Source organism: Paracoccus sp. T5, from assembly GCF_048538155.2.
GTDB lineage: Bacteria > Pseudomonadota > Alphaproteobacteria > Rhodobacterales > Rhodobacteraceae > Paracoccus.
In genome coordinates this window covers 365,220-380,320 of record NZ_JBLWIC020000002.1, presented here as the reverse complement: position 1 = coordinate 380,320, position 15,101 = coordinate 365,220, and the positions used below count along the sequence as shown (strand labels likewise).

At 66.8% G+C, this 15,101-nt stretch carries 13 protein-coding genes; 8 read left to right on the top strand and 5 right to left on the bottom strand.

Annotated elements, in window-relative coordinates:
- Positions 1–29 precede the first annotated feature (29 nt).
- From ACNR9W_RS17380 to ACNR9W_RS17360, 5 genes are read right to left on the bottom strand one after another with little or no spacing between them, the layout of a single operon-like run.
- The gene (locus ACNR9W_RS17380; RefSeq protein WP_419269466.1) at positions 30–1,058 is read right to left on the bottom strand and encodes a response regulator; all 1,029 of its coding nucleotides are present in this window, start codon (positions 1,056–1,058) and stop codon (positions 30–32) included.
- On the bottom strand, positions 1,055–2,272 hold the full coding sequence (locus tag ACNR9W_RS17375; protein ID WP_419269467.1) for a DegT/DnrJ/EryC1/StrS family aminotransferase: 1,218 nt from the start codon (positions 2,270–2,272) through the stop codon (positions 1,055–1,057). Before ACNR9W_RS17375 ends, ACNR9W_RS17380 begins: the two co-directional genes overlap by 4 nt.
- The gene (locus ACNR9W_RS17370; protein ID WP_458478791.1) at positions 2,273–2,956 is read right to left on the bottom strand and encodes a PIG-L deacetylase family protein; all 684 of its coding nucleotides are present in this window, start codon (positions 2,954–2,956) and stop codon (positions 2,273–2,275) included.
- Complete coding sequence (locus tag ACNR9W_RS17365) at positions 2,943–3,860, bottom strand: methionyl-tRNA formyltransferase (protein ID WP_419269469.1); 918 nt, start codon at positions 3,858–3,860, stop codon at positions 2,943–2,945. Before ACNR9W_RS17365 ends, ACNR9W_RS17370 begins: the two co-directional genes overlap by 14 nt.
- On the bottom strand, positions 3,857–4,474 hold the full coding sequence (locus ACNR9W_RS17360) for a sugar transferase (protein WP_419269470.1): 618 nt from the start codon (positions 4,472–4,474) through the stop codon (positions 3,857–3,859). Before ACNR9W_RS17360 ends, ACNR9W_RS17365 begins: the two co-directional genes overlap by 4 nt.
- 195 nt (positions 4,475–4,669) lie before the next feature.
- Between ACNR9W_RS17360 and ACNR9W_RS17355 the strand changes: the two genes are divergently transcribed.
- The 8 genes from ACNR9W_RS17355 to ACNR9W_RS17320 are packed head-to-tail and all read left to right on the top strand — an operon-like array spanning position 4,670 to position 14,964.
- Positions 4,670–5,842, top strand: a complete 1,173-nt coding sequence (locus ACNR9W_RS17355; protein ID WP_419269471.1) for a glycosyltransferase — start codon at positions 4,670–4,672, stop codon at positions 5,840–5,842.
- Positions 5,839–7,701: a GumC family protein gene (locus ACNR9W_RS17350; RefSeq protein WP_419269472.1), complete on the top strand. Its 1,863-nt coding sequence runs from the start codon at positions 5,839–5,841 to the stop codon at positions 7,699–7,701. The genes ACNR9W_RS17355 and ACNR9W_RS17350 overlap by 4 nt, the downstream gene beginning before the upstream one ends.
- Positions 7,694–9,058 (top strand): hypothetical protein, encoded by a 1,365-nt coding sequence (locus tag ACNR9W_RS17345; protein ID WP_419269473.1) that lies wholly within the window; start codon positions 7,694–7,696, stop codon positions 9,056–9,058. Before ACNR9W_RS17350 ends, ACNR9W_RS17345 begins: the two co-directional genes overlap by 8 nt.
- Positions 9,055–10,386 (top strand): lipopolysaccharide biosynthesis protein, encoded by a 1,332-nt coding sequence (locus ACNR9W_RS17340; RefSeq protein WP_419269474.1) that lies wholly within the window; start codon positions 9,055–9,057, stop codon positions 10,384–10,386. The genes ACNR9W_RS17345 and ACNR9W_RS17340 overlap by 4 nt, the downstream gene beginning before the upstream one ends.
- Positions 10,383–11,639 carry an O-antigen ligase family protein gene (locus ACNR9W_RS17335; protein WP_419269475.1) on the top strand — a complete coding sequence of 419 codons (1,257 nt, stop codon included), beginning with the start codon at positions 10,383–10,385 and terminating at the stop codon, positions 11,637–11,639. Before ACNR9W_RS17340 ends, ACNR9W_RS17335 begins: the two co-directional genes overlap by 4 nt.
- Positions 11,632–12,876, top strand: a complete 1,245-nt coding sequence (locus tag ACNR9W_RS17330; RefSeq protein ID WP_419269476.1) for a polysaccharide biosynthesis/export family protein — start codon at positions 11,632–11,634, stop codon at positions 12,874–12,876. Before ACNR9W_RS17335 ends, ACNR9W_RS17330 begins: the two co-directional genes overlap by 8 nt.
- Positions 12,873–14,072 (top strand): glycosyltransferase, encoded by a 1,200-nt coding sequence (locus ACNR9W_RS17325; RefSeq protein ID WP_419269477.1) that lies wholly within the window; start codon positions 12,873–12,875, stop codon positions 14,070–14,072. The genes ACNR9W_RS17330 and ACNR9W_RS17325 overlap by 4 nt, the downstream gene beginning before the upstream one ends.
- Positions 14,065–14,964 carry a sulfotransferase family protein gene (locus ACNR9W_RS17320; protein ID WP_419269478.1) on the top strand — a complete coding sequence of 300 codons (900 nt, stop codon included), beginning with the start codon at positions 14,065–14,067 and terminating at the stop codon, positions 14,962–14,964. Before ACNR9W_RS17325 ends, ACNR9W_RS17320 begins: the two co-directional genes overlap by 8 nt.
- Positions 14,965–15,101: the final 137 nt, after the last annotated feature.

The window sequence follows — 15,101 nt, the reverse complement described above, 5'->3', positions numbered from 1 at the left end:
TCCTGGGGAAAACCCGGGATACTTCCTTTTCAAATTCTCAATTGTGCGCAGTGCAGCAGCGCGACCAATTCCGTCTGGCGCGAGGTTGCAGTCTTGCAGAAGATATTGTGCAGATGAAAATTGACCGTGGGGCGACTGATCTCCAGCTCCTGGGTGATTTCCTGGGTCCGCTTCCCTTGCGACAACAGCTGCGCCACGTTCGTCTCCGAAGGAGTCAGACCCACGGCCTCGGCTATCAGGCACACGCCGTGATCCTTGGCCTCATGCGGCGAATACAGTAGGATGGCGGTCCCCAGCTTCTGCATGTCATCGGAGTAAAGGGGCTTTACCGTCACAAGCAGCGGGCCGGAAAGATGCCCGGTTTCCATGTGGCTCAAGAGCGTTGTGCTGCGGCAATCCTGGTGGCCGGGGCGCCTGAAGAACATGCTGCTCTCGGTGATGGAAAGTCCGGCCGTCCGCGCCAGCCAGTCGCGTATGGTCCGCGTGTCGCGCCCGGTCATCAGTTGCGCGGCGTCGTTCATGAAGATCGGCTGGCTCGCGCTGTTCATCAGCACGATGCCAAAGGAAAACCGCTGTGTCAGAGCCTTGTAGGCGGCCAAGAGGTCCAGGCCTGCAGCCGGCCGGGGTGCCTGGTCCCGCAGTGGCTCGGCGCGCCGGAGCCGCTCGGACTGGCGCAGATGGGCGATGATGGCGGCCACCAGCACCTCTCCGTCGACCGGCAAGGTCAGGTGATCGTCGGCCCCTGCGCGCCGTCCCGCCGCGATATGTGCGGGGGTGGCCTGGTCCGACAGCATCAGGATCGGTACGTCATCGAAGGCGGAACAGCTTTGGCGTATGAATCGCAAAAGCTCGATGCCATCCGCCCCTGCCAGCTGCGTGTTGCACAGGATCAGGTCAGGATGGTCCTTGGCCAGCAGCTGCATCATGCGCTGTGCGGACCGCGCTTCAAGAACACGGTATCCTGCCTGGGACAACGCCTTGCTGATATCCGTCATGGTCGCCCTGACGCTTTCGCAGACCAGGATCCGTGCCGCTGTCGTGATCTGCCGGGCGGTCATGACGCCGGCCCCGAAAACATTGGCAATGCGGGGCTGAATGTGCGGGTGGCGGCCTTGATCGTCCGTGTCACCGCCTCCACCATCCGGTCCAGCTCCTGCTCGGTCCAGGTCGGGTCGACCAGAAAGGCGAGGCTGGTTCGACCCAGCTCTTGCGCCACGGGCAAGGGGCGGGGCGGATGGTGCCGCGGTTCCGCGAATATCGCCTCGCGATAGATCTCGGGACAGGTTCCGGAAAAAACAGGCAGGCCCTGCCCTGTCAGGTCGGTCAGTAGACGGTCCCGCGTCCAACCCGGCGCCAGCCGCTCGGGGCGGATGAAGGCATAGAACCGGTACCAGGCATGGGTCACGCCCCGCGGAGGCATCGGGACCCGCAGCAGGGGAAGGTCCCGCAGACCGCCCGCCAGGCGCTGCACGTTCGCGTGGCGCGCCCGGTGCCAGTCCGGCAGGCGGCGCAGCTGGATCCTGCCGATGGCTGCCGCCAGGCAGGTCATGCGCAAATTGGTGCCGGGTCCCGCCGCATGGAGCCACCGGAAACCCGGCGGCGGGTCGGTCTGGAAGGTCAGGGCCCGATCCTTGCCGTGATCCTTGAAGCTCCAGATGCGGGCGAAAAGCGACGCGTCGTCGGTGACGATCATGCCGCCTTCGCCGCCGGTGGACATGATCTTGTCCTGGCAGAAGGAATAGGACCCGATCGTGCCAAAGCTGCCCACGGTGCGGTCGCCGATCCGGGCGCCGTGGGCCTGTGCGCAGTCTTCGATGACCCAGAGGCCGTGCGTACGGGCCAAGTCCATGATGGCGGGCATGTCGCAGGGCCACCCGGCCAGGTGAACCGGGATGATCCCCCGTGTGCGGGGCGTCATGACCGCCGCAATGGTGGCGGGCGTGATGTTCTGGCTGTCCGGATCGACATCCGCGAAGACCGGCACACCCCCCGCCAGCAGCACGCAACTGGCCGAGGCGACGAAGCTGCGGGGCGTGACGATGACTTCGTCGCCGGGGTTCAGCTCCAGCGCGCGCAAGGCAGCGTCCAGGGTGACGGTGCCGTTCGCCATGGCGATCGCATGGCCTGTGCCTGCATGTTCGGCGAATTCACGTTCAAACGCGGTGACGTCCGGCCCGGTCCAGGCATTGACCCTGCCTGACCGCAAAACCTCGGCGACTGCCGCGATCTGCTCCTCGTCGAAGACTGGCCAGGTGCGGGTGCGCTGCATCATCTATTCCACCATGCGGATGGCAACAAAGGCTTCGGCCGCTGCGCGATGGACGGTCGCACCGCGCAGCGTGGCCAATGCCCGCAGCGCCGTGCAAGAGCGTTCATGCGGTTCGCCGCGTTGCTGGCTAGCGAACAGGGCAAAGGCGTCCAGCTTGCGCTGGAGGGTGTCGGTGATGTCCACGAACAGCGTGGGCTGGAAGCCCGGCGTGAGGTAGGGCGCGTTCCAGTTCGTCTCGGAAAGGGTTTCATAAGTGAAAAACCGGCGGGGATAGGACGCCTGATGCGGCCGCAGGGCCACCAGGGTGGACTGGAAGCACAGCTGGTGGTCCAGGTGGATGTCGCCCGGATGCGGGGCGAAGACGGTCTGCGGCGCCACTTGGATGATCAGTGCGCCGATGGCGGCGTTCAGGTCGGCATGACCATACCGGTCCAGTTCCGCTGCCGGGCATTCCAGATAATGGGTCTGCGTCACCCCCAGGGCCTGATGCGCGGCAGCCGCCTCGGTGCGGACGGCGCGGGCCTGGTCCTCTGAGAAGCGCGGGGGCCGCCCCGAGGTGACGATGGCGACATGCACCTCGGCGCCCGCATCTGCCAGCCGCGCGATCGTGCCGCCCAGACCTAGCACCTCGTCGTCAGGATGTGGAGCCACGACCAGAACCGGTCCGCCGTCGTCAAGACACCCCATCACACACCCCAAGAATAGAATGTCGCGGCGGCGCCCGGCCATTCAGGTCCAGCAGGTCGATACATGCGCCGTCCCCGCACATGACGGTGACCACGTTGCCCGCGACCTGCTGCACCTGTCCCGGAAGGCCGATGAAATAGCCCTGTCGCGGATGCAGCCGCGCCCTGCTCACCCGGACTGCGGTGCCGTCCGCCATCCGCGTCACGGCCCCCGGATAGGGCGGCCCCACCGCACGGATCAACCTGTCGATGCAGGCGGCGGGACGGGTCCAGTCTATCTGTCCGTCCTGCGGCCTGCGGCGGGCGCAGATCGTGGCCTCGGCCTCGTCCTGGGGCGTTGCGGGGCGGTCCCCCGCCCGCAGCCGGTCCAGCAGCGGCGGCAGCATGGCGACCATCTCGGACACGGCGCGATCGTAAAGCGCCCGCGCCGTGATATGGTCGGGATTGATGTCGAATACGGCCTGCGCCGCCACGGGGCCGTCGTCGATGCCTTCCGCGATCCAGAACAGGGTCGCGCCGCCCCGGCGCTGTTCGGTCAGGATGTGCCACGGGATGACTCCGCGCCCGCGCATGCGCGGCAGGGCCGATGGGTGAAACCCCAGGACCCCCAAGGACGGCAGCGCCCGCAGTTCGGCCCCCACCAGTTGCGACCACCCGATGATCAGCACCAGGTCGGGTGCCGCATTCCTGATTGCCGCGAGACAGGCCTCATCATCCGTGCGCGCCGCACGGCAGAGGGGGATCGCATTGGCCTCGGCCAGAGGACCCAGGTCGAAGAAGTCGGAATGTGCACCTGCCTGATCCTGCGGCAGGGTCACGATCAGCACCGGGCGATGTCCTGCCGCACAGATGGCTTGCAGCGCCTGCGCCGACCCTTCCACCGCACCGACGAACGCGATTCTCACGACGCCTCCCTTGGCTGGGCCAACAGCCCGCGGGTGAACCAATCGAGGGCCTGGTGCACCCGCGGCTCGTCGCGCCTTTCGCCGAATAGCGCGGTAGCCGCGGTTTCGAGAAGGATACGTCCATCCAGAATGGCCGACCGGTGCGCCACATACCACAGGTCCAGCGCCAGCTTTTCGCGGTCGTCCAGCCGCGTATTGCCGCTCACCTGCGCCCACCCGGTCAGGCCCGGACGGACAGAGTTGCGCATCCGCCCCAGGGCGCCGAATTGCGCAAGGGTGGCGGGCAGCAAGGGCCGCGGCCCGACCAGCGCCATGTCGCCCCGCAGGATCATCCACAACTGAGGCAACTCATCCAGACGCAGCCGCCGGACAAGCCGCGTGAACGGGGTCACCCGCATCCCGTCCGGCAACAGAGCTCCGTCGGCTCCGCGCCGGTCGTTCATCGTGCGCATCTTGCACAGAGTGATGGTCTTCCCGTCCTGTCCCACACGATCCTGACGAAAAAGCAACGGCGGGCCCAATATCAGCCGGATCGTAATTGCCGCGCCGATTTGAATTGGCAACGTCAGCACGTACAATATTGCAACCAGAGGTAATTCAATCCAGCGGCTCATACACGTCGTACCCTACACTATAAAGGCAGGACACCGCGCGACAAAAGGAATGACCCCTTTGTCCGAATCACCGCCATTATCGCCATACATTAAATGTCGCTTATGACATCGCGTGAATCAATATTCATGTTTACCGAATCCGGTTTTGCCTCATAATCAAAAAAAGGCTTCCGATGTGTCATGCATGGTTTCTGAATGCCGACGCCAAAGGTTCTACATGTAATTACAGGAACCTCGATCGGGGGCGCCGAAATGATGCTGTTTCGGTATCTGCGGGCCATGGGACCTGCCAAGGACAGGCACCGGGTCGTGTCGATGATGCCCCCGGGGCCCGTGGCGGAGCGCATCGCGCAATTGGGAGTCCGGGTGGACAGCCTGCATGTCGATGTGGTCTGGAACATTGCCGGGGGGGTGATCCGGCTGCAGCGCCTGATCGACAGGCTCGAGCCCTGCGTGGTGCAGGGGTGGATGTATCATGGCAGCCTCTTGGCCTCGCTGGCGGTGCGGCTGGCGCGCCGCGAGGAGGTCGGGCTGGTCTGGGCCATCCACCATTCGCTGTCGGAACCGCGCCGGGAAAAGCGTGCGACGCGTGCGGTGTTGCACGCGCTTTGCCGGCTTGGCGGCCGCACCGACGTCATCACCTATTGCGCGCGCCAGGCCTGTCAGCAACATGTGGCCTTCGGGTTCCCGGCAGACCGGAACCAGGTCGTTCCGAACGCTCTGGACTTGTCCGAATTCGCGCCGGATCCCTTGGCTCGCAGCCGGCTGCAGGCGGCGGCAGGGATCCCCCGTGGGCGACGCATCATCGGCACGATCGCCCGCAGCCACCCCATGAAGGATCACGCCGCCTTCGTGGCCGCGCTTGCCTGCCTCCTGCGGGAGGGCCATGACGTGCAGGGCGTCCTGATCGGGGCGGGTCAGCCCGACGGCCCGGCGGTCCAGGCCGCCCGGGCTGCCGGAATTGCCGACCGGATCGTGGCGCTGCCCGCACGTGACGACATCGCGGCGCTGGTGCCGGGCCTGGACGCCTACCTGCTGTCCTCGGCTTGGGGAGAGGCGCTTCCCGTGGCCGTGGCAGAGGCCATGGCCGCCGGCGTCCCGGCCGTGGTGACCGATGTCGGTGACAGCGGGTGGCTGGTTCAGGATTGCGGGGAATCATGCCCGCCGCGCCGCCCCGACCTGATGGCGAAGGGCCTGGCCCGCATCCTGGCCCTGTCCCCCGATGACCGCTGCGCCCTAGGCCTGGCATGCCGCGCCCGCATCGAACATGTCATGTCGATGCCGCGCTACGTCGGAACTTACGCCCAGATCCATGCCGCCGCCATGTCCCGACGAAGCCGCGCGCGCCCGGTGGGAGCACATGCATGAACATGCTGGCGCAAAACCAACGCGGCGCTCCTCCGTCCGAAAGCTGGTCCGAGCGGCTGGACACGGACGAGCTGATGCAGCTGATGCGTCGGAACCTGTGGCTGATGATCGTGATCGCCCTGGCGGTGACGGGGGCAACCGCTGCCTATCTGTCGATGCGCATCCCGGTCTACCGCACCCAAGGCGCCATGGTGCTGACCAATTCCGAGATCCGGATGAGCCAGATCGACACCCAGCTGCAAAGCTACGAGCTGACGCGGGCGCGGGTCGAGACGGAACTGGACGTGCTGCGATCGCGCAGCTTTGCCGAACAGGTCGCCCGGTCCATTGGCCTGTTTGACGATCCGGAGTTCCTGCCTCTCCCGCCCGGCCCGGAAAACCCCGACACTTCTGTCGAACATGCGCGGGCGGTGATCGAGAAGCTGCTGGCGTCCTACATGCTGCGCCGCAACGGCGAAAGCCTAGTCATCACCGTGCAGGCCGAGGCGACCACGCCCGAACTGGCGGCCCGTATCGCCAACGGCGTCGTGGTCAGCTTCATCGAACTGTCGCGGACCCGCCAGACCAGCATCATCGACAGCTCTACCTTCCATCTGAAGAACCAGATCGAGAACATGGGCGGCACCCTGTCGCAGCGCCAGTTCGAGCTGGCTGACTTCATCCGGCGCAACGCGCTGGACGATTCCGGACTGCCCGACCGTCTGCGCCGCGAGGCAAGCCACCTGGCGGCGGTCCGATCCGTGATGGAAAGCGAAGGCCGCCTGGCGACGCCCGAGGCGCAGCGCGTCGTCGCCGAACTGGCCGATCTCGACGGACAACTGTCCGAGCGGACCCTGAACGACCTGGAGCTGGGCCGCATGCACCAGGCGGTCGAACTGTTGTCGTCGCGCTATCGGACCGCCGTCGAAAGGCTGAGCGACCTTGAACGGCAACGCGACCTGATTCAACCCGACGCCAGGCAAATCACCGTGGCGGAATTGCCCCAGGAGCCGGCGGGCCCCGATTTCGGGCTGACGCTGGCGGCGAGCGTTCCGGCGGGACTGATCCTGGCATTCGTGCTGGCGCTTTTGCGCAGTGTCGTCAGCCAGCGCCTCTGGGACGACACGCAGTTGGCGCGGATCGGCGGCCTGACGAACCTCGGCATGGTCCCTCATCTCCGCCGGCGGGGCATCCTGCTGCGCCGTCCGCGACCTGTGGATGTCGTGAAGGAAGAGCCCGACGCCGCCTACAGCGAGGCAATGCGCTCGCTGGTCACCATCTGGTCGAACCTGCCCGGCTCCGACGCCACTGCCCGGGTGCTGATGATCACGTCGGGCTTTGCCAGGGAAGGACGCACCACCATTGCCGTCTCGATGGCCGCCACCGCGGCACTCGACGGCCTCAGGGTCCTGTTGTTGGACATGGACACGCACAGCCAGGGCGCCAGCCGCAGCCTGGGTCTGGCGACCGCCGAGCTCAGCTTCGGGCAGGTCGCGGAAGGGTTCGTGCCGGTGTCCGATGCGCTGCAGACGGTGGGTGGCCATGACAGGTTTGACCTGCTGGCCTTCAGGCGCGGCGCCCAGCTGACACCGCGCGTCCTGCGCTGCTTTGCCAGCCGGGTCCTGCCGCAGCTGAAACAATCCCATGACCTGATCATCATCGACACGCCGCCCGCCTTGGCCTTTGCCAATGCCGTCCGGTTGGCGGGCGTGGCTGACGAGGCCCTGCTGATTGTGCGGGCGGGAAGGACGACGCTGCGAACGGCAGACAGCGCCCTCGAAAAGCTGCGCACCAACGGGTGCATGGTGCGCGGCGCGGTGATCAACGATGTCCGCACCGGGCGGTACCGGCAATTGACCAAGGGTGACCACCATGGCTAGGACTGCTGGATCATGGGCCGTGGCGATATGCTTGGCGGTCCAGGCCAGCCCGGCAACCGCCACCGCCTTTCCCGGTGCCGAAGGTTATGGCGCCACGGCCGAGAGCTGGCGTGGAGGCCGGGTGGTCGCCGTGACCTCCCTGCGCAATGAGGGGCCGGGTACCCTGCGGGCCTGTGTCGAGGCAGAGGGCGCCCGGGTCTGCATCTTCAAGGTGGCGGGGACCATCACGCTGGACCGCCCGCTGATGATCCGGTCCGATGTCTATGTGGCGGGGCAGACGGCCCCGGGGGGCGGGATCCAGCTGCGGCTTGGCCGATCTGCCACCGGGCCGCTGGTGGTCAAGAACGCCCGCGACGTCGTCATCCGGTTCCTGAAGATCCGCCCCGGCACCGGCGGCGGGGTGTCGGCCAATATCGACGCGGTGACCGTCGAGAACGCGCAGCGGGTCTATCTGGGCAACCTGTCGATGGCCTTCGCCAGCGACGAGACGTTCAACGTCCACGTGGCCGGCAGCACGGTGCGCGACATCACTCTGGCCGACAGCATCCTGGCCTATAGCCTGGACCGCGCCAACCATCCCGAGGGCCGGCACTCCAAGGGCGCGCTGATCTGTTCTGACCAGGGCACCGGGAACCAATGCGGGCGGATCAGCCTTCTGCGCAACCTCTTTGCCCATCACCGGGATCGCAACCCGGACATCAAGGCCACCGCGATCGGCCCGGTCGAGGTCATCAACAACATCTTCTACAACCCGATCAGCCAGTTCGGCGAGTTCTACGACCTGCTGGGTGATACGACCGTCGCCTATGCCGGCAACCTGGCATTGACCGGGCGATCCACCACCGACCGTGCCGCCACCGCGGTCGAGGGTTTCGACTGGAGCCCGGAACATGCGCTGGCAATATGGGCGCAGGACAACCTTGCCTTTCGCTGGACCGGTTGCACAACACGCCGCCCGATGCCGGTCCTGGACCCGGTCGCGCAGGATCATCCCGCGCCTGCGCCCGTCAGGCTTACCGTCAGGCCGATGGCCGCACCGGCGGTGGAGGGGACCCTGCCCGCCCGGGTCGGCGACGTGCTGCCCGGCGGCGGTCATCGCGACAGCCTGGACCGCCGCGTCCTGTCCGATCTGGCCAATTGTCAGGGGCATGTGATCGATGCGCCGGCGCAGATCGGTGGCTGGCCCCCGATCCCGGCAGCCGCCGCGCCACCTGACCGCGACCGCGACCATTTTCCCGATGCCTGGGAGGCGGCCCGTCCCGGAATGGACCCCGCGAGGCCCGACGACCCGTGGAAGTCACTGAACGGGACCACCGCCCTGGAGCTTTGGCTGGCGGAACTGGCGGGTGACCTGTGAGCGTCGAGGCACATCACCTGCCGGGCACTGCCGGTTTGCGCAGGCGCCTGGCCGTGAACCTGGCCTGGATCGGCTCGTCGCAGGCGGTCATCACGCTGCTGGGGCTGGCCTCGCTGGCCCTGACGGCGCGCGCCCTCGGGCCGGCAGGGCTGGGGGTGCTGGCCTTCATCGAGGCCTATGCCCGCATGATCGCCCGCCTGGTCCATCCCGAGCCGTGGCAGGCGCTGATCCAGCACGGCACGCGGGCGCTGGAACGCGATGACGCGGGGCGTTTCGGGCAATTGGTATGGCTGTCGCTGCTGGCCGACCTGCTGGGGGGCCTTCTGTCCGCGGGAATCGGGTTGCTGCTGGCCCACTGGGTTGCGCGCTGGCTGCAGGTGGCGTCGGACCACGAACAACTGCTGATGCTGGCGGCGGCGGCGACGCTGATCGCGCCCCGCCCGACGGCGATGGGCCTGCTGCGGATCTATGACCGCTTTGATCTGCTGGCCCGCATCGACATGACGATCGCCCTGTTGCGGCTGGTGCTGATTGCGCTGATCTGGTCGATGGGGATGGGCCTTGCCTGGTTCGTGGCGCTGATGGTGGTCTGGACCTTGGCCGAGAACCTGGTGCCCATGGCGCTTGCCTTGCGAGAGATGCGCCGGCGCGGGCATGCCGTGCGCAGCGCATCCGTGCGCGGCATCCTGCAGGACAATCCCGGTCTGCTGCGGCTGTTCGTGAACAGCAACGTCAATGTCACATTGCGCCAGATGCGCCAGCGGCTGGACATCATCCTGCTGGCCGGTGTCCTGCCGGCATCCGCACTGGGCCTGTACCAGCTGGCGCGCCGCATCGGCGACGCGGCCCTGCGGATCGGGCGACCGCTGACGCAGGTCTTCATGCCCGAATTCGCGCGCCTCGCCGCTCGGGAGGAATTCGGCACCCTGCGCCGCTTGGTGCTGGCGGGGTCGCTTGGGCTGGGGGTCGTGCTGCTGGTGCTGCTGGTGCCGCTGGCGCGCGGCATGGACCGCATCCTGCCCTTCCTGTTCGGACCGGCTTTCGCGGATGCTGCCGGGACGGTGAACCTCATGGCGGTGGCCATGGCCCTCTACATGGCCAGCATGTCGCTCGGGCCGGCCCTGATCAGCCTGGGGCGCGACCGCGCCATGACGGTCATCAGCGCGGTGACCACGCTGCTGTTCTTTGCCATGCTGATCCCCGCCGCGTGGATCTGGCAGGCTGAAGGGGCTGCGGCCGCGCATCTGGTCTCGAATGCGCTGTGGCTGGCGGCGTCGGCGACGGTGGCCTGGGCGGCCCTCGGGCGATCCGGGGGTCATGGCCGATGACCGCTGCGGCAGCCCCGGTCCGGCAATCGGTGCAGGTCGACACGGGCTTCGCGCTGGCCTGCCTGGCGGTGTTCCTGTCGCCGATGAACTACCTGCGGCTGCCGGGCCTCTATTTCACCGCCACGGACCTGGTCGCGGTGATCGGGCTGTTGGTGATGCTGAGAGCGCGCCAATTGCCGCGCCGGCCCTTCGGCGCCGCCACCGGCCTGTGGATGAGCGGGTTTCTGTTGCTGGGCGGGGGGCTGATGCTGGGGTCCATCGTCAACGGCTGGCCGGTCGACCTGCTGGTGATCCTGATGCAATACGCATTTTCCCTGATCGCGCTGCCGCTGCTTTTGGCGGGGCGGCCAGCTGCGCAGGTCACCGTCATGCTGCGGGTGCTGATGTATTCCATCACCTTCGTGATGCTGTTCGGCATCTGGGTGTTCCATTTCGTGCCTCACCCGCCCGTGGAGTTCGTCACCTTCTCGGGCCGTCTGCAATCGCTGGTCGAACGGGAAAACGAGTGCGCCGCCCTGGGAGCCATTGCCCTCATCCTGCTGGTCCATTTCTGGCAAAGCGGCACCGCACGGGTGGCAGAGATCGTGATCGCCCTGCCCGCCCTGCTGTATGGCATCATGCTGACGGGATCGAATACCGGCATCATGGTGCTGGCAATCGGGATCATGGTGCTGACGCTGCTGAGCGGGTCGCCCCGGACCATGGTGATGCTGGGCCTTGCCGCTGGTACAGTGGCGGCCCTCCTAGTCACGGGCGGCGACGTCCTGCTGCCCGAGGTGTTCCGCGACCGGGTGCTGAACGGCATCCTGGCCGGAGACGTCGAACAGGCCGGGACCTTCTCGGACCGCGTGATGCTGATCCAGGAGGCGATCCGCATCGCCCCCGACTGGCTTCTGGTCGGGATGGGGGCCGACCAGTACCGCTATTTCAGCGCTTACGGCCACCCGGTCCACAACACCTATCTGCTGCTGCTGAACGAGGGCGGGCTGCTGTCGCTGTCGGGCCTGCTGCTGTTGCTGCTGACCGGGCTACCCGCAGCCTTCCTGGCGCTGTCAAGCGGCCCCACGCGCAAGAACGGCGCACTGACACTGACGATCCTGCTGATCTATGCCTTGGTCCTGAGCACCTTCCCGCATTTCTACGCCCGGTTCTGGAACGTCCCGCTGATCCTTGCCCTGTCGGTGTCCTGCGCCTGTCGCCGCGACGTGGTTCCTGGGACGACCCTGCCCGGAAAGGATGTGATCCATGCCTGACCCTCATATTTTCCCCCCGGTGATCCGCGTGCTGGCGGTGGGGCTGTCGATGCTGGTGCCGATGGCGGCCCCGGCGGACCCCTATCGGCTGCATCCGCAGGATCGGCTGCTGATCCGCGTCCTGACCTGGGAATTCAGCCAGAGCGCCCAGATGTCCCTGGACAAGGTGTCGGGCGAATACACCATAACACCCGAAGGCCAGCTGCAGCTGCCGCTGGCAGGGCCGGTGCATGCAGCGGGACAGTCGCTTGCGGAACTGTCCGTGGCGGCCTCGGACATGCTGCGCCGTGCCGCGGGCATGCAGGATCCTCTGCATGTGTCGGTCGAACTGGTCTCCAGCGCGCCCGTCTATGTGATGGGTGCGGTGCAGACGCGCGGCGCGGTCGCGTTTCGCCCCGGCCTGACGGCGCGCCAGGCGCTGGCGCTGGCGGGCGATCTGTACCGCGTCACCGCCGCCAACGACATGATGCGCAGCGTCGCCGTGACCGGCGATGTCCTGGCATCCGAGGACAGACTGCGCCGCCTGCGGCACGAGGAAGGGCTGGTGAAGGCCGAACTGGATGCCCTGTCAGCCCAGACTTCCTCGGATCCCGCACCCGCCGACCCGCCCGCCGCCGGTGCCGCTGACGACGGCGACGTGCAGGCCCGCCTGCTGAAGGCCGACCGCGAAAGCCGCCGCACCCGCGCCGCCAGCCTGCAGGACCTTCAGGACCTGCTGACAAGCAAGATCGATCGCCTGGACCAGCAGATGACCCTGCGCGACGAACAGATCGGCACGGTCAGCCGCGACCTGCAGGATATCCAGAGCCTCAAGGACAAGGGGTTGGCCGCGAATGCGCGGGTAACGGCGCTGTCGACATCGCTGAACGACCTGGAGGCGCGGCGTCTGGAGTTGGAGACGACGCTGCTGCTGACGGAGCAACAGCTGAACCAGGCCGAGCGCGACAGCGGCACGATCGAATTCGACGCGCTGACGCGGCTGCTGCTTCGGCTTGGTGAATTGCAGTCGGAAATCGCACGCGAGGAAATATCGCTGTCGACGGCCAGGCAGCTGCAGGTCCAGATGCTGATCGGGCAAGGGACCGGGCCGTCCGACGAACCGGTCGCGCGGCCGGTCTTTACCATCATCCGCCCCGGTGCGGGTCACCTGAGAGGATCGCCCGATGCCCTGCTTGCGCCCGGCGATACGCTGGAGGTCACGCTGCCCGCCATGGATCAGATCGCGGCGGGCCCATGACGGCGGCTCATGCCATCCTCTTTCCCTTTGTCGGCGGCGATGTCGTCGGCGGCAGCCACTTGTCGGCGCTGCGCCTGATCGCGGCACTGGACCCTGGCCGGTTTCGCCCCCGCATCGTCCTGCACGGGGGCGGAGGGCGGTTGGCCGGACTGATCGAAGATCACGGCCTGTCCTGGGATCGGCTGGATCACCCGGGCATCATCGCGCCCCGCTATAGCCGAGAACCGGGCAATGTCTCATTGCCGCGTTATCTGCTGGCCTCTGCCGGGGGGTTGCGGCGCCTCCTGACGGATTGGGGTATCGATCTGGTCCATACCAACGACGGCCGGATGCATGCCAACTGGGCCCTGCCGGCGCGCCTGGCAGGATGCCGACTGGTCTGGCATCATCGGCAGAGCCCCACGGCCCTGGGCGTCAACCTGATCGCGCCGCTGCTGGCACACAGGATCATCGGCGTGTCGCATTTCTCGCGCCCCGCCCGCCCGGTCTGGCCCCTGCGCGACCGGTTCCGGGTGATCCCCAGCCCGTTCGACCTGGCAGCGATCCGCCCGGACCGGCACGCATCGATGGCCCAGATCCGCACTGCCATCGGCGCCATGCCCAGTGCGGTTGTCCTGGGCTATGTCGGGGTGCTGAACCGCCGCAAGCGCCCCGATCATTTCGTCCGGGTGATCGCGCGGCTGCACCGCGACATTCCGGATCGGGACATTCACGGTGTGATCCTGGGCCGGGCCGAGCATCCGGACGATCCGGTCATCCGGAACTGCATCGCCCTGGCGGCAGAGCTTGGCATCCGGAGCAGGCTTCACCTGCTGGGCCACCGGTCCCCCATAGAACCGTGGCTGGCGGGCCTGGACGCATTGCTGGTGACGGCGCTGGACGAACCCTTCGGGCGCACCCTGATCGAGGCCATGCACCTGCATGTGCCGGTCGTCGCCACGCGCCATGGCGGCAACCCCGAGGCGATCCAGGACGGGAGGACCGGTTACCTTGTCGAGGCCCGTGACCCCGCAGCCTTTGTTCCGCCCCTGCGCCGCCTGATGGAGGATCCAGAGCTTCGTGACCGCATCACGGACGCCGCCGCCCGCGGGCTGGAGCGCTATGCCTCCGACATTCATGTCCGTCACGTCCAGGACCTCTATTCCGACCTGCTGAAACCATCCGCTGCCACCCGGAAGAAGGTCCGCCATGTCTGACCCAAGGCTTCCCAGCTTCATCATCGCAGGGGCCGCCAAATCGGCCACGACCTGGCTGCAGCAATCGCTGCAGGGATCGCCGCGCATCTTCATGCCCGCACCCGAGCCGCATTTCTTTTCGCGCCACCACCAGGCCGGGATCGCCTCCTATGCCGCCCTGTTCGCGGACGCCGGCGCCGGCGCGATCATCGGCGAAAAGTCGAACTCCTACCTGACCACGCCCGGCGCCGAGGCACGGCTGCATGCCCATCTTCCCGACACCCGCTTGATCTTTCAGCTGCGCGACCCGGTGGAGCGCGCCTATTCCGACTATGCGATGCTGTTCCGCCGGGGGGAGGTCGATGGCGACATTGGGCGGCACCTTGATCCTGACCGTGCTGCAACGGGCCGCTTCCTGCATGACGGCTGCTATGCCCTGCACCTGAGCCGGTTCTATGACCTCTTTGCACCCGAACAGATCCTGGTGCTGCTCTATGAACAGATGACGCAGGCGCCCGGACGACAGCTGGACCAGCTGGCCGCCCATATCGGCTTGCAGGGCGCGTTGGCACCCCCGTTGAGGGACCGGGTCAAGGATGCGCGGTCGGCGGCCGTGCCCCGGCCGCTTCGACGCCTGCTGGCACCGTTGCGACCCGCCCTGGACCCGCTGCGCCAGACGGCGTTGATACGGGGGCTGCGCACCCTGGTCGCGCGGCCTTACGAGTATCCTGCGCTCGACCCGGTCCTGAGGGCAGAGATCGCCGATTTTTATCGGCCCCACAATGCGGCGCTCATGGGATTGACGGGAATTTCGCTGCGGCCATGGTCGCAGGACCGCACACCGGCCGACGACCAAGGGATGCGGAAAACCAACCTGCCGAGCAAAAACCGCCCGGATGCGGATTTAGTTTAATTCAGGAACAGCGAAATTTATATGTCCGTTAGGTGAAGATACTTGGCCGATTTCAACTAATAATTGACTGGCGCTTACGGCATGAGTTTCTCGCCTGATCAAAGCGAAAAATTCTTCAGTGCAATCGACTATATTTC